This is a genomic window from Pseudomonas indica NBRC 103045, assembly GCF_002091635.1.
GTDB classification, from domain to species: domain Bacteria; phylum Pseudomonadota; class Gammaproteobacteria; order Pseudomonadales; family Pseudomonadaceae; genus Pseudomonas_M; species Pseudomonas_M indica.
This window is the reverse complement of sequence record NZ_BDAC01000014.1, coordinates 44,178-60,483: the sequence shown is the minus strand read 5'-3', so window position 1 is coordinate 60,483 and position 16,306 is coordinate 44,178. Positions and strand designations below refer to the sequence as shown.

General features: G+C 63.7%; 20 protein-coding genes. 17 read left to right on the top strand and 3 right to left on the bottom strand.

The annotated features are described in order from the left end of the window. Nucleotides 1-135 precede the first annotated feature (135 nt). The 14 genes from PIN01S_RS17040 to PIN01S_RS16975 all read left to right on the top strand — a co-directional run bounded on the left by PIN01S_RS17040 (nucleotide 136) and on the right by PIN01S_RS16975 (nucleotide 12,095). Nucleotides 136-348: a helix-turn-helix transcriptional regulator gene (locus PIN01S_RS17040; protein ID WP_077144371.1), complete on the top strand. Its 213-nt coding sequence runs from the start codon at nucleotides 136-138 to the stop codon at nucleotides 346-348. Next, nucleotides 345-815: a hypothetical protein gene (locus tag PIN01S_RS17035; RefSeq protein ID WP_084337152.1), complete on the top strand. Its 471-nt coding sequence runs from the start codon at nucleotides 345-347 to the stop codon at nucleotides 813-815. Before PIN01S_RS17040 ends, PIN01S_RS17035 begins: the two co-directional genes overlap by 4 nt. A 5-nt stretch (nucleotides 816-820) precedes the next feature. Then, nucleotides 821-1,135, top strand: coding sequence for a hypothetical protein (locus PIN01S_RS17030; RefSeq protein WP_084337150.1), 315 nt, complete (start codon nucleotides 821-823; stop codon nucleotides 1,133-1,135). Further along, on the top strand, nucleotides 1,132-2,007 hold the full coding sequence (locus PIN01S_RS17025) for an ATP-binding protein (protein WP_084337148.1): 876 nt from the start codon (nucleotides 1,132-1,134) through the stop codon (nucleotides 2,005-2,007). The genes PIN01S_RS17030 and PIN01S_RS17025 overlap by 4 nt, the downstream gene beginning before the upstream one ends. Nucleotides 2,008-2,009: 2 nt before the next feature. Next, the gene (locus tag PIN01S_RS17020; protein WP_084337146.1) at nucleotides 2,010-2,615 is read left to right on the top strand and encodes a hypothetical protein; all 606 of its coding nucleotides are present in this window, start codon (nucleotides 2,010-2,012) and stop codon (nucleotides 2,613-2,615) included. A gap of 13 nt (nucleotides 2,616-2,628) precedes the next feature. Further along, nucleotides 2,629-4,305 (top strand): DEAD/DEAH box helicase, encoded by a 1,677-nt coding sequence (locus PIN01S_RS17015; RefSeq protein ID WP_009521738.1) that lies wholly within the window; start codon nucleotides 2,629-2,631, stop codon nucleotides 4,303-4,305. Next, on the top strand, nucleotides 4,302-4,724 hold the full coding sequence (locus tag PIN01S_RS17010) for a DUF6511 domain-containing protein (RefSeq protein WP_084337144.1): 423 nt from the start codon (nucleotides 4,302-4,304) through the stop codon (nucleotides 4,722-4,724). The genes PIN01S_RS17015 and PIN01S_RS17010 overlap by 4 nt, the downstream gene beginning before the upstream one ends. Then, on the top strand, nucleotides 4,724-5,479 hold the full coding sequence (locus PIN01S_RS17005; protein ID WP_084337142.1) for a PD-(D/E)XK nuclease family protein: 756 nt from the start codon (nucleotides 4,724-4,726) through the stop codon (nucleotides 5,477-5,479). The genes PIN01S_RS17010 and PIN01S_RS17005 overlap by 1 nt, the downstream gene beginning before the upstream one ends. Further along, nucleotides 5,476-7,665: an AAA family ATPase gene (locus tag PIN01S_RS17000; RefSeq protein ID WP_212633073.1), complete on the top strand. Its 2,190-nt coding sequence runs from the start codon at nucleotides 5,476-5,478 to the stop codon at nucleotides 7,663-7,665. The genes PIN01S_RS17005 and PIN01S_RS17000 overlap by 4 nt, the downstream gene beginning before the upstream one ends. 314 nt (nucleotides 7,666-7,979) lie before the next feature. After that, on the top strand, nucleotides 7,980-8,441 hold the full coding sequence (locus PIN01S_RS16995) for a crossover junction endodeoxyribonuclease RuvC (protein WP_084337140.1): 462 nt from the start codon (nucleotides 7,980-7,982) through the stop codon (nucleotides 8,439-8,441). 1 nt (nucleotide 8,442) lies between these two features. Beyond that, nucleotides 8,443-8,655 carry a hypothetical protein gene (locus PIN01S_RS16990; RefSeq protein WP_084337138.1) on the top strand — a complete coding sequence of 71 codons (213 nt, stop codon included), beginning with the start codon at nucleotides 8,443-8,445 and terminating at the stop codon, nucleotides 8,653-8,655. Continuing rightward, nucleotides 8,648-9,052: a DUF6362 family protein gene (locus PIN01S_RS16985; RefSeq protein ID WP_084337136.1), complete on the top strand. Its 405-nt coding sequence runs from the start codon at nucleotides 8,648-8,650 to the stop codon at nucleotides 9,050-9,052. The genes PIN01S_RS16990 and PIN01S_RS16985 overlap by 8 nt, the downstream gene beginning before the upstream one ends. Nucleotides 9,053-9,348: 296 nt before the next feature. Next, complete coding sequence (locus PIN01S_RS16980) at nucleotides 9,349-10,839, top strand: site-specific DNA-methyltransferase (RefSeq protein WP_212633074.1); 1,491 nt, start codon at nucleotides 9,349-9,351, stop codon at nucleotides 10,837-10,839. After that, nucleotides 10,836-12,095: a site-specific DNA-methyltransferase gene (locus tag PIN01S_RS16975; protein WP_084337134.1), complete on the top strand. Its 1,260-nt coding sequence runs from the start codon at nucleotides 10,836-10,838 to the stop codon at nucleotides 12,093-12,095. Before PIN01S_RS16980 ends, PIN01S_RS16975 begins: the two co-directional genes overlap by 4 nt. Nucleotides 12,096-12,419: 324 nt before the next feature. On the opposite strand, the gene PIN01S_RS16970 is transcribed toward PIN01S_RS16975, so the two are convergent. The 3 genes from PIN01S_RS16970 to PIN01S_RS27630 all read right to left on the bottom strand — a co-directional run bounded on the left by PIN01S_RS16970 (nucleotide 12,420) and on the right by PIN01S_RS27630 (nucleotide 13,608). Beyond that, entirely contained in the window at nucleotides 12,420-12,791 is a 372-nt protein-coding gene (locus PIN01S_RS16970; protein WP_084337132.1) for a hypothetical protein, read from the bottom strand. Between the two features lie 98 nt (nucleotides 12,792-12,889). Beyond that, a complete protein-coding gene (locus PIN01S_RS16965; protein WP_084337130.1) occupies nucleotides 12,890-13,411 on the bottom strand; it encodes a DUF3489 domain-containing protein in 522 nt (173 codons plus the stop codon). An 83-nt stretch (nucleotides 13,412-13,494) separates the two neighbouring features. Further along, nucleotides 13,495-13,608, bottom strand: coding sequence for a DUF6900 domain-containing protein (locus tag PIN01S_RS27630; RefSeq protein ID WP_439958247.1), 114 nt, complete (start codon nucleotides 13,606-13,608; stop codon nucleotides 13,495-13,497). Here PIN01S_RS27630 and PIN01S_RS26785 point away from each other — a divergent pair. From PIN01S_RS26785 to PIN01S_RS16950, 3 genes are all read left to right on the top strand, one after another. Next, entirely contained in the window at nucleotides 13,573-13,722 is a 150-nt protein-coding gene (locus PIN01S_RS26785) for a hypothetical protein (protein WP_169715842.1), read from the top strand. The two genes, PIN01S_RS27630 and PIN01S_RS26785, sit on opposite strands and share 36 nt — an antisense overlap. 118 nt (nucleotides 13,723-13,840) lie before the next feature. Beyond that, a complete protein-coding gene (locus PIN01S_RS16955) occupies nucleotides 13,841-14,338 on the top strand; it encodes an elements of external origin (protein WP_244505982.1) in 498 nt (165 codons plus the stop codon). After that, the gene (locus tag PIN01S_RS16950) at nucleotides 14,338-16,299 is read left to right on the top strand and encodes a phage terminase large subunit family protein (RefSeq protein WP_084337126.1); all 1,962 of its coding nucleotides are present in this window, start codon (nucleotides 14,338-14,340) and stop codon (nucleotides 16,297-16,299) included. Before PIN01S_RS16955 ends, PIN01S_RS16950 begins: the two co-directional genes overlap by 1 nt. Nucleotides 16,300-16,306 lie beyond the last annotated feature (7 nt).

The following is a 16,306-nucleotide window of genomic DNA, read 5'->3' as shown; positions in this document are numbered from 1 at the left end:
TTTGCTTTCTGGGCCCCGCTTTTCCCCGCAGAAGCTGCGCCCGTACATCAGCCCGTACATGGCGGCGGCAGACGCCCGCACAGGCCGACTTCGAAACTGACCTCACGAATTCGCAACAACCAGAAGGAGTGCATCGTGAGTGTCAAACATCTGAATCAAGGCCAATTGGCCGAACGTTGGGGAGTCAGCGAAGCCACGCTTGAACGCTGGCGCTCCGAAGGTATCGGCCCGGTATTCCTGAAGCTGCAGGGTCGTGTCGCTTACCGCATCGAGGACATCGAAGCCTACGAGGCCGAGAGCCTGCGCAAGAGCACCTCTGAACGCGTCAATGCGGGAGGTGCGCTGTGAACCGCATCTCCCCCGACGAAGTCCTGACCACCCCGGCCGGCGAACTAGCTGCGCTTGCCAGCGAGTCCCTGTTCCAGCTCAAGAACGACGCTGCTGATCTTCTCGCCGCTGCCAAGGCGATCGTCGAGCACGTCGATCGCGCACTGGACCTCAAGTACGCCGACCGCGCCCACCAACTCCGCCTGGCAGCTGGCAAGGATACCGGCGTCGTCCATTTCGACGACGGGCACGTCCGCATCACTGCCGATCTGCCCAAGAAAGTCGACTGGGATCAGAAGCGGCTTGCCGAGATCACCCAGCGCATCGCCGCCAACGGTGACGACCCGTCCGAGTACGTGGAGATCAGCTACCGGATTTCGGAAACCAAGTTCAACTCGTGGCCCGAGTCGCTCAAGAACGCCTTCGCCCCGGCACGCACCCTCAAGACCGGCAAGCCGGGCTTTCGTCTCGCTCTGCTTCAGGAGTAATCACCATGAAAACCAAACCTACGCTACTCGAACTGCTGCGCAAGCAGCCCGAACTGTATCTCCGTGATCTGCCTGAAAACATCCGCATCCCGGCGCTGGACGGCAATCGCCCCGACGAAGTCGTGCGTCGCCTTGAGGACGCCACCATCGATGACCTGGCATTCGCGATCCAAGGCATGGAGTCGGAATCCCGTCTGATCCATCGCCGTCTGAGTGGTCTGCGTGACCTGTACGAGATGGCCCGCAAGCGTGGCGCGCTCGGTATGACCACCGTTGCTGACGCGTTCGCCAGCATCAGCACCGAGGAGGCCGGCAAATGAGCCTCCCCATCATTACTGCAGACCAGCGTCTGGCCGAGCGCCGTGGCGTGAAAGGCGTGCTCGTCGGCAAGAGCGGCATCGGCAAGACCTCGCAACTCTGGACGCTGAAACCCACGGCCACTCTCTTCTTCGACCTTGAAGCTGGAGATCTGGCTGTCGAGGGCTGGGCGGGCGACACGATCCGTCCGCGCACCTGGCAGGAGTGTCGTGACTTCGCGGTGTACATCGGCGGACCGAACCCGGCGCTGCGTGACGACCAGCCGTTCAGTCAGGCCCACTTCGATGCCGTGTGTGCGCGCTTCGGCGATCCGGTCGTGCTGGACAAGTACGACACCGTGTTCGTCGACTCCATCACCGTGGCCGGTCGCCTGTGCCTGCAATGGTGCAAAGGCCAGCCCCAGGCCTACTCCGAGAAGACCGGCAAACCCGACAGCCGGGGTGCGTATGGGCTGATGGGCCAGGAAATGATCGCCTGGCTGACCCACCTGCAGCACACGCGCGGCAAGAACGTCTGGTTCGTCGGCATCCTCGACGAGCGCCTCGACGATTTCAATCGCCGGGTGTTCTCGCTGCAGATCGACGGCTCCAAGACCGGCCTGGAACTGCCCGGCATCGTCGATGAGGTCGTCACCCTGGCCGAGCTGAAGGCCGATGACGGCGCCAGTTACCGCGCCTTCGTCTGCCACACGCTGAACGCATGGGGCTACCCCGCCAAGGACCGCTCCGGGCGGCTCGATCCGATCGAGGAGCCACACCTCGGCCGCCTCATGGAAAAGATCGCCGGCCCGGCCAGGCCCGCTACCGAACGGCTCGATTTCGCGCGCCCCGCGCCCGCTGCCATCCCCGAATCCACTTCGACTCAGGAGTCCTGATCATGACCTACTTCGATTTCAATTCCGCCTCCGAACAGACCTCTTTCGACCTGATTCCCAAAGGCGCGCTGGTGCGTGTCCGCATGACCATCAAGCCGGGTGGCTTCGATGATCCGTCGCAGGGATGGACCGGCGGCTACGCCACCCGCAACGACAACACCGGCTCGGTGTACCTGAACTGCGAGTTCGTCGTGATGGAGGGTGAGTTCGCCCGTCGCAAGATGTGGTCGCTGATCGGCCTGCACAGTCCGAAAGGCCCTGAGTGGGCCAACATGGGCCGCACCTTCGTCAAGGCGATCCTCAACTCAGCGCGCGGCGTTCATCCTGGCGACAACAGTCCTGCCGCGCAGAACGCGCGCCGCATCAGCGGGTTTGCCGATCTCGATGGCATCGAGTTTCTCGGCAAGGTCGACTGGGACAAAGACCAGAACGGCCAAGACAAGAGCGTGATCAAGGCCGCGATCACGCCCGACCACAAGGACTACGCCGCCCTCATGGGTGGCGCGCAGGGAGCGGCGAAAGCGCCAGCACCCGCAAACGGGTCGAACGCGTATGCCCAGGCCACGGGCCGTGCCTCCGTGCCGGGTCGCCCGAGCTGGGCACAGTAAAGGGGACGCCGCCATGATGCTCCGCCCCCGCCAAGCCCTGCTGGTCGAGCGCTCTTTGGCGGCGCTCGCCCAACACGGCAACACCCTATCTGTTGGCCCCACCGGGTCGGGCAAGACCATCATGCTGTCGGCGGTGGCCGGCAGCTTGTTGGCCGAGCCAGATGCCAAGGCCTGCATCCTCGCTCATCGCGATGAACTGACCGGCCAAAACCTGACCAAGTTTGCACGGGTGAATCCGGGCGTCAGCACCTCCGTGTTCGATGCCAAGGACAAATCCTGGTCCGGGCGCGCCACGTTCGCGATGGTGCAAACGCTGTCGCGTGACAACCATCTCGCTGCCATCCCGATCCTCGATCTGCTGGTGATCGATGAAGCGCATCACGCAGCCTCGGCGTCGTACCGCCGCGTAATCGACCGCGTGTTGGACAAGAACCCGCGCGCCCAGATCTTCGGGGTGACGGCGACGCCTGCCCGCAGTGACGGCAAGGGACTGCGGGAGGTCTTCAGCAACGTCGCGGATCAAATCACCCTCGGCGAGCTGATCGCCTCCGGCCACCTCGTGCCGCCACGCACCTTTGTCATCGATGTCGGCGCCCAGGAGCAGTTGACGCGGGTCCGGCGCACGGCCACTGACTTCGACATGACGGAAGTCGAGGCGATTCTCAACAAGACTCCCATCACCGATGCCGTGATCCGTCATTGGCGTGAGAAGGCCGGCGACCGCAAGACGATCGTGTTCTGCTCGACCGTCGCCCATGCCGAATGTGTGCGCTGGGCCTTTCAGGATGCCGGTGTATCCGCCGTGATCGTGCACGGAGAGCTCTCAGAATCTGAGCGAAAGACACGCCTGGCCGAGTACGAATCCGGTACCGCGCAGGTCGTGGTCAATGTGGCTGTGCTCACGGAGGGCTACGACTTCACGCCTACCTCCTGCGTGGTTCTGCTGCGACCCAGCTCGCACAAGTCGACCCTGACCCAGATGATCGGGCGCGGCCTGCGCACCATCGATCCTATCGAGCATCCCGGCGTCATCAAGACCGACTGCGTGGTGTTGGACTTCGGCACCGCTACCTTGATGCACGGTTCCTTGGAGCAGGACGTCAACCTCGACGGGCACCAGCATCACGGGGAAGTGCCGACCAAGGACTGCCCGTCCTGTGAAGCCACCGTCCCGCTCGGCTGCCGCGAATGCCCGCTGTGCGGATTCGTCTGGGAGAACGAGACCACCGAGGAAGGTGATGCACTGGCCGATTTCGTGATGACCGAGATCGATCTTCTCAAGCGCTCCAACTTCCGTTGGTGCGACCTGTTCGGCTGCGACGACGCATTGATGGCCACCGGCTTCAATGCCTGGGGTGGCGTGTTCTTCCTGAATGGACGCTGGCACGCCGTGGGCGGTGGCAAGGATCTGCAGCCACGCTTGCTGGCCGTCGGCGACCGCACCGTCTGCATGGCCAAGGCCGATGACTGGCTGAATGACCGCGAGTCGGCAGACTCCGCGCACAAGACCCGACGTTGGCTGAACGAACCGCCGACCGCGAAGCAACTGCAGTATCTGCCGCAGGCGTTGCGCGCCGACTTCGGCATGACGCGCTATCAGGCCTCGGCGATGCTGTCCTTCCAGTTCAACAAGTCGTCGATTCAGCGCCTTGTGGTGGCTGCCAACGATGCCCACCGGGAGGCCGCGTGAAATGTGCAGTCTGCTCCCGCAAGGCCAAGGGCTTCGGCTACTTCAATCCACGCCTGCCGCGCAGCGACCCACGCCGTTACTCGAATCGCTGGGTGTTCTGCTCCATGCGCTGCCAGAACGCGTTTTCACGGCTCATGGAAAAGACGGGAGGTCACATGATCGACCCGAGTGATATGGAACTGGCCGCCATGGCGTCCTGCCTGGCCCCGCTGGGTGAGTATGTCGGCGCCATCGGCATGCAGCGACCGTTGGCGGACTACAGCAAAGACGAAGTGCTGATGCTGATCGACGTGGTGGTGACCGCCTACCAGGAACACATGCTCGTCGAGCACGAGCGGATGGCGGAGAAGGACCGCGCTTTTCTTGAGGAGCGACTCGCCCGCCAGGGTAAGCCTGCTTCGACGGGGGTGCCGTTCTGATGCTGGACTTCAATCACCGCCCCAAGATCCATGAGCAGATCGGCGCGCTCATCGACGCCGCACTGAGCGCCGAACGCGACAACCAACCCCGGCGCAACTATCTCGGTGCGTCTCGCTTGGGCGTTGCCTGCGAACGTGCACTGCAATACGAGTATCTGCAGACACCGGTCGATCCTGGCCGGGACATGCCAGGTCGCGTTCTGCGTGTCTTCGAAGTGGGCCATGTCCTCGAAGAGTTGGCCATCCGCTGGCTGCGCATGGCCGGATTCGATCTGTACACGCAAAAGGCCAGCGGCGGTCAGTTCGGCTTTTCTGTCGCGGGCGGTCGCATCCAAGGGCACGTCGATGGCGTGCTGAACGGTGGCCCCGCAGAGCTAGGAATGAGCTATCCGGCCCTGTGGGAGTGCAAGACCATGAACGACAAGTCCTGGCGGGACACGGTCAAGCACGGCGTCAGCAAATCCAAACCGGTCTATGCCGCACAAATGGCCATCTATCAGGCCTACATGGAGACCAGCATTCCGGGCATCTCTGCGAACCCGGCGTTGTTCACTGCCATCAACAAGGACTCCGAGGAGATCTGGTTCGAGCTGGTGCCGTTCGACGGCGGCCTAGCGCAGCGTATGTCCGATCGCGCGGTTCGGGTCATCACGGCAACGGACATCCAGGAACTGCTGCCGCGCCATGCAACCACGCCAACGCATGTCGAGTGCAAGTTCTGCCCCTGGCAGGACCGCTGTTGGAGTTCGACATGATGGCCGACAACATCATCTGGCTCGACTTCAATGACGCGCCCGAGCAGCGCGACGAACTGACCTCCGACACCGATGCCTTGCGCGCTGGCTTGCTGGATCGACTTGAGGCCGTCCTCCACTACCTGTTTCCGCAGGGGCGCATTCGGGGTGGCAAGTTCTACGTCGGTGATGTCGATGGCAACCCGGGAAAGAGTCTGGTGGTTGAGCTGGACGGACCACGGCGAGGCCTGTGGAAAGACTTCTCCACCGACGAGGGCGGCGACATCATTGATCTGTGGGCGCGCTCGCAGGGCCGCTCCGCCCGCAGCGACTTCCCACGCATCGCTGGAGAGATCCGGCAATGGCTCGGCATTGCTGTCCCGGTCGGCACGCCGATGCGCCGTGATGTTCGCAGCATGCCGATGGACGACCTCGGCGCCTACACCGGCAAATGGGATTACCTGACTCCCGATGGCGAGCTGATCGCCTGCGTCTACCGGTATGACCCGCCGACAGGCAAAGAGTACCGCCCCTGGGATGTGCGTGCCCGCATGTGGCGCGCACCCGATCCCAGGCCGCTCTACAACCAACCGGCCATCGCGAAAGCGCGAGAGGTCGTCCTGGTCGAAGGCGAGAAATGTGCGGCTGCATTGGTTGCTTGCGGCATTGCGGCCACCACGGCGATGAACGGCGCCAAGGCACCAGTCGACAAGACCGACTGGCGTCCACTAGCCGGGAAATCCGTGGTCATCTGGCCGGACCGGGATGCCCCCGGCTGGGACTACGCCGAGAGCGCAGCGCGCGCTTGCGTGATGGCGGGCAGCGCATCCGTGGCCATTTTGGTGCCGCCGACCGACAAGCCGGCCAAGTGGGATGCAGCAGACGCTGTCGACGAGGGCTTCGACTGCGCGGCATTCATCGCCCAGGGTGACCGACGGATCGTAAAGGCAGCGGCTCCCTCTCTGCCCACCTTCACGCTCGGCGAACTGCTCGATGACAACTCGCCGCTGCCGCCCGATCTGATCGCTCCGCGCGTGCTGACACCGGCTGGCATGTTGGTGTTCGGTGGCGCACCGAAAGTCGGCAAGAGCGACTTCCTGCTGTCTTGGCTGGCGCACATGGCTGCAGGCGCTGTATTCCTCGGCATGCAGCCACCCCGTCCGCTGCGCGTGTTCTACCTGCAGGCCGAGGTCCAGTACCACTACCTTCGCGAGCGCGTGAAGGATGTGCGCCTGCCATCACACCGGCTTTTGGATGCCCGCGCCAACTTCGTCGCCACACCGCAGTTGCGGCTGGTGCTCGATGACGCAGGGCTGGCGCAGGTGATCCCGGCAATCGCGCAGGCTTTCGGCGGCGAGCCTCCCGACATCATCGCCATCGATCCGATCCGCAACGTTTTCGACGGCGGTGACGCCGGTGGCGAGAACGACAACGGCGCGATGCTGTTCTTCCTGTCCCAGCGGGTGGAGCGCATTCGCCAGGCAGTGAATCCGGACGCCGGCGTCATCCTCGCCCACCACACCAAGAAGCTCGGCAAGAAGCAGTTCGAGGAGGACCCGTTCCAGGCACTGGCCGGCGCGGGAAGTCTGCGCGGCTACTACTCGACCGGGATGTTGTTGTTCAGGCCCGACGAGACCAGAACGACCCGCCAGCTGATCTTTGAGCTGCGCAACGGCGCGGGTATCCCGCAACGGCATGTCGACAAGATCAACGGCGAGTGGCGCGAGGTCGATGCCAACGAGCGGCTGGTGATGAAGGACTACGGCGAGCGCTTGGATGCCGAGCGCCGCCGCAAGCGCGACGCGATCCTCCAGATCTTGTTCGAGGAGGCTGGCAACGGGCGCTGCTACACCGCCAACCAGTTCGCGGAGTCCTTCGAGGGCAAGGCCGGTCTCGGCGGCGAGCGCACCATCCGCGAACGCGTCTCCGCGCTCTCGACGCAGGGCTACATCAAGTATTTCCGCAACGCGGCTGACTACGGTCTGCCCTCCAGCGGCCGCACCAAGTTCGGCTATCTCTGCGTCGAAGGCATGGTGCTGCGCATGCCTGCGGGCGATGTCGACACGGCCACCGGCGAGTTGCCGATGCGCGAGCACACGGTGCTCCCGACCCACTACAAGTGCCCACATTCCGGCGCCTCGATGCCCGTCGAGAACCCCGACGTGTGGGTCTACCACGACGAACTGAACGACCCGGAGGACTCATGAATATTGCCCAATCGGCAGTTGGCAGCGCCGTTGCCAACTACACCCATTTCCTTGCCAACTTCCCGCAGTTGGCAAACCACTGCCAACTGGAAGTCCAGGTAAATCAGGGTATTGCGGGAAATGACCCACAGTTGGCAGTTGGCAACGCTGCCAACTTGCCAACTGGCGCAAACCCGCGTGGTTGCTGGACTTTCTCCCATTCTCCAGTTGGCGAAAACTCCCCCTCCTACTACGTAGGAGAGGGACCAGAGGGTCCCTCCACCTTACGTAGGGGGCTTGCCGGCCACCCCGGATCAGGTCATCGGCGGCCATCCATGCCCTCGATCCTCGCACTGGATCTCGGCACCCAGACAGGCTGGGCGCTGCGCGACCGCGATGGCGCAGTGACCAGCGGATCGGAATCCTTCAAGCCGCAACGCTTCGAGGGTGGCGGCATGCGCTACCTGCGATTCAAACGCTGGCTCACAGAGATCAAGCAGTCCTGCGACGGCATCGACGCCGTGTACTTCGAGGAGGTGCGCCGCCACGCCGGGGTCGATGCGGCACACGCCTACGGCGGCTTCATGGCCCACCTCACCGCATGGTGCGAGCACCACCAGATCCCGTACCAAGGCGTTCCGGTGGGCACGATCAAGAAGCACGCCACCGGCAAGGGCAACGCGAATAAGGATCAGATGATCAGCGCCGCCCGGTTGCGTGGCCACGCACCGGCTGACGACAACGAAGCCGATGCCATTGCACTCCTGCTCTGGGCCATCGAGACACAGGAGGTGTGAGATGAAGGTTCCGACTCCCGCCTACCGCTGTGCCCTGGCTCGACTGCAGCCCGATCCGCGCCCCGATCCGGAGCAGATCAAGCGTGAGGGCTGGCGCGATCAGCAGATCCTAGTGATCTCCCCCGACGACGCGCGGCTCGACTGGGTCGAACGCGAACTGCTGCGCCGGATCGGCGATCGGCTGTACGGGGCGAAGGAGCATCGACATGGCTGAGTGGACGATCGAGACCGTGGCCGACCGGTTCATCGAGGCCGCACGAACCGCCCACCGCCTACCTCCGGTTCGCGTGCAGGGCTACTTCAACTGCTGGCCGGCGATCAAACGCATGCCATGGGAAAACCTCGGCGCAGAGCCGCCGGTCTACCGCTTTCCTCCCGACCCTGCGGCCATCGACCGGATGCTGGAGACCATGCGGTGGGTCCAGTGGCTTGAGGAGGAACAGCGACACCTGGTCTGGATGCGGGCGCAGCGGTACCCGTGGAAAGAAGTCTGTTGCCGCTTCGCCTGTGATCGAACCACTGCCTGGCGTCGTTGGCAGGCGGCACTGGCGATCGTCGTCGAGCAGCTGCAAGCGGCGAAGAGGCATGACACGGTCGCCAATTCGCGCTGACGTTGCGTGTAGTTGCGAGCCGTTGCAAAGCCACTCGGAATCTTGCGGAACGCTGCGGGTTTTGACGCCTTTTCGGCGTGCAACATCTGGAGGGTATTTCGCTAGTATTACGGCTAATCTCGCGAGCGAAGTACGTCTGAAGGCCACAGCACAGTCTGTGGCCTTCGTCGTTTCCAGCCCGCGATGGCCACGACCTGTCGCCACGGGTCCTTCCTGGCCACCAAGCAATGCGGGGGGCGCGAGCGCGGCGCTTTTTTAGCGTCAGACTGCAAACCTAGGTTTGCAGGGTTTGCAGTTTGCACCCGCCCATCCAGCACGTATCACGAGCCCGCCCACGGTTTCCCGTCGGCGGGTTTCCTTTTTTCGAGGAACTGATTCTGAACACGCTCAACGTCGAGTACCGCAAGGTCGAGGCGCTGATCCCCTATGCCCGCAATCCGCGCACGCACACCGATGAGCAGGTGGCCAAGATCGCCGCCAGCATCGTGGAGTACGGCTGGACGAACCCGGTCCTAGTGGATGGTGACAACGGCATCATCGCCGGCCACGGCCGCATGGCCGCCGCGCGCAAGCTGGGTCTCGATGAAGTCCCGGTGATCGAACTTGCTCATCTGACACCGTCACAGAAACGCGCCTACGTCATCTCCGACAATCGGCTGGCGCTCGACGCGGGCTGGAACGAGGAACTGCTGGCGCTGGAATTGGCCGAGCTGTCCGACGCTGGGTACGACCTTGCACTGACCGGCTTCGATGACACTGAGATCGAGGCATTGCTCGCAGACGACGGCGTCACCGGTGATGCCGACCAAGACGATGACGCCGATGCACCGGACGCGGCCGACGACGTGCCGGAAGCACCCATGGTGCCAGTGTCCCGCACCGGCGATGTCTGGGCCATCGGCCCGCACCAATTGATCTGCGGTGACGCTACTGATCCAACCGTGGTCGCCGCTCTGATGCAGAGTGACTTGGCACGGCTGTGCTTCACCTCGCCGCCCTACGGCAATCAGCGCGACTACACCTCCGACGGCATCGCCGACTGGGATGGCCTGATGCGCGGCGTGTGCGCCACGGTGCCAATGGCGGACGACGGACAGGTGCTGGTCAACCTCGGGCTGATCCACCGTGACAACGAAGTCATCCCGTACTGGGACGCGTGGCTCGGCTGGATGCGTACACAAGGCTGGCGGCGCTTCGCGTGGTACGTCTGGGATCAGGGCCCGGGGATGCCCGGCGACTGGGCGGGCCGCTTGGCGCCGAGCTTCGAGTTCGTCTTTCACTTCAACCGCCAGAGCCGCAAGCCGAACAAGATCGTGCCCTGCAAACATGCCGGCCAGGAATCACATCTGCGTGCCGACGGCTCGTCCACGGCCATGCGCGGCAAGGATGGCGAAGTCGGCGGTTGGACGCACAAGGGCCAACCGACACAGGACACCCGGATTCCTGACTCGGTGATCCGGGTGATGCGCCACAAGGGCAAGATCGGGCAGGACATCGATCACCCAGCCGTATTCCCGGTGGCGCTGCCGGAGTTCGTGATCGAGTCCTACACCGACGCCGGTGACATCGTGTTCGAACCCTTCGGTGGCAGCGGGACCACGATGCTGGCCGCACAGCGCACCGGTCGTGTGTGTCGCAGTGTCGAGATCGCGCCGGAGTACGTGGATGTCGCCATCAAGCGCTTCCAGCAGAACCACCCCGGTGTGCCCGTCATGCTGTTGGCCACTGGCCAGTCCTTTGACGACGTTGCCAGTGAACGTCTGGCCACCATGGGGGCCGCGCAATGACCGCCTCCTGGTTTGCCGACAAGATCGAGCAATGGCCGACAGCCAAGCTGCTGCCCTATGCCCGCAACGCGCGCACCCACTCAGACGATCAGGTGGCGCAGATCGCTGCGTCGATTGCCGAATTCGGATTCACCAACCCGATCCTGGCAGGTAGCGATGGCGTGATCGTCGCCGGACACGGACGGCTGGCCGCTGCCCAGAAGCTCGGGCTGGAGCTAGTGCCGGTGGTCGTGCTCGATCACCTGACGCCGACCCAGCGCCGGGCACTGGTCATCGCCGACAACCGCATCGCCGAGAACGCAGGCTGGGACGACGCGATGCTGCGCATCGAGATCGCTGCCCTGCAGGACGACGACTTTGACCTGTCGCTCACCGGCTTCGATCCCGACGCACTGGCCGAGTTGATGGCGGGCGACGAACCCGATGGCGAAGGCGAAGCCGATGACGACGCCGTGCCCGAAATGTCCGAGACGCCGGTCTCGCGCCCGGGTGACATCTGGCTGCTTGGTGGACACCGGCTGCTTTGCGGGGACTCCACCGTGGCTGAAAGCTACGACCGGGTTCTCGACGGTGAGCCGGTGGACATGGTCTTCACCGACCCGCCGTACAACGTGAACTACGCCAACAGCGCCAAGGACAAGATGCGCGGCAAGGATCGCGCGATCCTGAACGACAACCTGGGCGACGGCTTCTACGACTTCCTGCTGGCGGCGCTGACGCCGACCATCGCGCATTGCCGGGGCGGGATCTACGTGGCGATGTCCTCCAGTGAACTGGATGTGCTGCAGGCGGCTTTCCGCGCTGCCGGTGGCAAGTGGTCGACGTTCATCATCTGGGCCAAGAACACCTTCACGCTGGGTCGCGCCGACTACCAGCGCCAGTACGAGCCGATCCTGTACGGATGGCCCGAGGGGGCACAACGCCACTGGTGTGGCGACCGCGACCAGGGCGACGTCTGGCACATCAAGAAGCCGCAGAAGAACGACCTGCACCCGACCATGAAGCCGGTGGAGCTGGTGGAGCGCGCGATCCGCAATTCGAGCCGACCCGGCAACGTGGTGCTCGACCCCTTCGGCGGTTCCGGCACGACGCTGATCGCCGCCGAGAAGTCAGGGCGGATGGCGCGGCTGATCGAACTCGACCCGAAGTACGTGGATGTGATCGTTCGCCGCTGGCAGGACTGGACAGGCAAGCAGGCCACCCGAGAGTCGGATGGTGCGTTGTTTGACCTGGTCGAAGATGGGAATAAAACGTGACGGTGGGGACCGAGGCCCCCACCGGCTGTCTTGGGTTACAAGGCTTCAGCGGCCCCGGCAGTTAGCTTATGCAGCTACTGCGAAACGCTCATCGTTGGCGTTTGTGGTTTTGCGCGGATTACGTCCGTCGCCTGTCGGGTTGCCTGCGCACCTTTGCCCGCCCTGTCGAAACCGGTACATCCCCACCGAAAAGCACGCAATCGCATGCGCTTAGGTGGAGATGAGGGGAGTCGAACCCCTGTCCAGAACGCCTCCGGGTTGCCGGAATTACAACCATGCGCGAATTATGGGGGTGCACCCCGTTTACCTCAAGAAGTAAACCGGTCAGGAAACAATCTGAGATTCTTCAACGATCTCGCAGTGAATCACAAAGCCTGTCAGGTAAGGCAGGCCGCGCGGGATGCCGTACTGCTTGCTGGTCTGGCGGCCAATCGTCCAGCCCATCCACTGTTGGGTGGCGGCGTTGATCGCGTCCGCCAGGGGCTGGCCCCGGTACAACCCGTTTTGCACATCGTCCGCAAAGTGGCGTCCGTGGCGGCTGTCGAGGAAGACCTGGACTGATTCGAGGGGCTGGCTGGTGGCGTCCGAGATGGCGGTCATCGCCAGGGGCCACGCGGCGCTGGCGTGCTCGTTCATCGTGCCCCAGAAACCCCATTCTTCGTTCTGGGTGGCAGGGATTTGGTTGGTGGCGTTCATCGTTGGCTCCTTGGGATCTGATCGTTGCGACACCCGTAGTAACGCGCTGTTCGATTGAGAAGCCAAGCGGGGCTTGGCCTCTTTCTCGATCTTTCTGATCAGGCGATCCGGTACACCCGCTCGCCGCCCTGTGCCTTGTCCGAAACGATGGTCAGGCCGAGTTTTTTCTTGAAGGCCCCGGCAAAGGTGCCGCGCACCGTATGCGCCTGCCAGCCGGTGGCGTTGCAGATCTGGGCAATCGTGGCGCCCTCGGGGCGTTGCAGCATCCGGATGACTTCTGCCTGCTTGCTGTTCTCGCGGGTGCTCGGCTTGGCCTGCTCAGTGCTCGCGTCCCTGGCCCACGCGGCCTCGGCTGCGGTTACGGCGGCCTCGATTTCGGGATCGGCATCCAGTGGTGCCTGTGCGGGACGAGCCCGCCCCATCGCGTCGTAGCCCTCGGCAGCTACGAACCAGTCGGTGCCGTCGGTGGTAATCAGGGCGCGGTTGAACAAGCCGTCGAGCACCTTCTTGCGTGCGCCGCCTTTGATGTTGTCGGGGAACCAGTCGATCTTGCCGCCGGTGTGTTCGAGGGCGTAGGCCAGGATCGCGTGCTGGGCCGGGGTCAGTTGGGTGGTGTTCATGTGCTGCTCCTTTGGAGTGGTTGATGGCGTGACCTGATGAACGCGCTGTTCGCGAGTGAAGCCAAGCGTCTTCTACTTCTTTCTCAGTCCTGTTTGGCGGCTTGCCGGCCCGCCTCGTAAGCGGCGATCAGGGCGCTCTTGACGCCCCAGACGCTGACCTCGTGGAAGTCCAGGCGATCACTGTTGCGGGTCTCCAGGTTGTCGATGAACAGGTGATCCAGCGCGATTTGCTGCAGCAGGTTTTCCAGGGCTTTGTCGGTTTGCTTGGTCGTGTGCGTCTCCTGACGGCGTCGTTGATGGTGATGCCATGAACGCGCTGTTCCAGATGGAAGCCAAGCTCAATCCAGAGGAATAGCGATCAAATGATTGAAGGAGCCGCCGGTTCTCACCATGGGCATTTCGATACGCGCATACGCCCGGCACCGAGGGGTGACCGACACCGCTGTTCACAAGGCGATTCGAGCCGGGCGCATCACGCCAGAACCTGACGGAACCATCGATGCCGACCGGGCGGATCGCGAGTGGGCGCGCAACTCGGATGTGCCCAAGGCAGGCACCCGTGCCAAGGCGGCCAAAGTGGTCGTACCGGAGACCGGCACACCGTCGAACGACGGACCTGCTGCCTTGCCTACTGGTGGCACGTCGTTGCTGCAGGCACGCACGGTCAACGAAGTGGTCAAGGCGCAAACCAACAAGGTGCGCCTGGCCCGCCTAAAAGGAGAGCTGGTCGATCGGCCACAGGCCATTGCGCATGTGTTCAAGCTGGCGCGCTCCGAGCGCGATGCGTGGCTCAACTGGCCCGCGCGCATTTCAGCGCAGATGGCTGCCAGGCTCGATGTCGATCCGCACGCCATGCACGTGGCACTGGAGGCCGCAGTGCGCGAGCACCTGCAAGAGCTGGGCGAACTGCACCCTCGAGTGGACTGATGCTAGACGTGGACTACGAAGGCGCGGCGGAAATCGAGCGCGCCTGGCGCGAAGGACTGACGCCGGACCCATTGCTGACCGTGTCCGAATGGTCGGATCGGCACCGGATGCTTTCCAGCAAGGCGTCCGCCGAGCCGGGACGCTGGCGCACCAGTCGCACGCCGTACCTGAAGGCGATCATGGACTGCCTGTCTCCGACCTCGCCGGTCGAGCGCGTGGTGTTCATGAAGGCCGCTCAGCTTGGCGCGACCGAGATGGGCTCGAACTGGATCGGCTACGTGATCCACCACGCGCCAGGTCCAATGATGGCGGTCTGGCCGACAGTGGAGATGGCCAAGCGCAACTCCAAGCAGCGGATCGACCCCCTGATCGAGGAGTCGGGTGTTCTGGCCGAGTTGATTGCCCCGGCCAGGAGCCGGGACTCCGGCAACACCATTCTCGCGAAGGAGTTCCGGGGTGGCGTTCTGGTCATGACCGGAGCCAACAGCGCGGTCGGACTGCGGTCGATGCCTGTCCGATACCTGTTCCTCGATGAGGTGGATGGCTATCCGCTGGACGTCGAGGGCGAAGGCGATGCGATTTCACTGGCTGAGGCGCGCACCCGAACCTTCGCCCGGCGCAAGATCTTCATCGTCTCGACGCCGACAATCTCTGGGGCGAGCGCCATCGAACGCGAATATGAGTCATCCGATCAGCGCCGCTACTTTGTGCCATGCCCGCATTGCTCGCATCGCCAGTGGCTGCGCTTCGAACAATTGCGATGGGAGAAAGGACAGCCGGAGAGCGCCGCCTATGTCTGCGAGTCCTGCGACGCACCGATTTCGGAGCATCACAAGACCTGGATGTTGGAACACGGCGAGTGGCGCGCACTGGCCCCAGAGAACGGAGCCAAGACCGCAGGCTTCCATTTGTCGTCGCTTTACAGTCCGGTGGGCTGGCGCAGTTGGCGCGAGATCGCTGTTGCCTGGGAGCTGGCCGTGAGCAAGGAGTCAGGGTCGGCGGCAGCCATCAAGACGTTCAAGAACACGGAACTGGGTGAGACCTGGGTTGAGGAAGGCGAAGCGCCGGATTGGCAGCGGCTGGTCGAACGTCGCGAGGACTACCCGGTCGGATCGATCCCTCCCGGTGGGCTGCTCCTGGTGGGTGGCGCCGATGTACAGAAGGACCGCATCGAGGCTTCGATTTGGGCCTTCGGGCGCGGCAAGGAATCCTGGCTGGTCGAGCATCGCGTGTTGATGGGCGATACGGCCCGCGACGCGGTTTGGAAACAACTGGCGGATCTGCTCGCGGAGAACTGGACGCATGCATCCGGCGCGGCACTGCCGCTGGCACGGTTTGCCGTGGACACCGGGTTTGCCACCCAAGAGGCCTATTCCTTCGTGCGGGCCAGTCGGGACCCGCGTGTCATGGCGGTCAAAGGCGTCGCGCGCGGTGCAGCTCTGATCGGGACGCCCACTGCCGTGGATATCTCGAAGGGCGGCAAGAAACTGCGCCGAGGCATCAAGGTGTTCTCGGTCGCGGTCGGCATTGCCAAGCTCGAGCTCTACAACAACCTGCGCAAATCGGCGGATGTGGCCGAGGACGGTATCACCGCGATCTATCCGGCCGGATTCATCCATCTGCCGCATGTGGACGCGGAGTTCATCCAGCAGCTCTGCGCGGAACAACTCATCACCCGCCGCGACCGGAATGGTTTTCCCATCCGGGAGTGGCAAAAGATGCGCGAACGCAACGAGGCACTGGACTGCTACGTCTACGCACGCGCCGCCGCGTCAGCGGCAGGACTGGATCGCTTCGACGAACGCCATTGGCGTGAGCTGGAGCGACAACTGGGGATGGCAGACCCGCCTGATCCTGTGACCACCACGACGACTGACGAGGCCACCCAACGCGGTGGCCTCGCTGTTTCTGGGCCAAGTCGCCGCGCACGCCAGTTGGTGCGCAGCCGCTGGCTCTCCTGAACAAAGA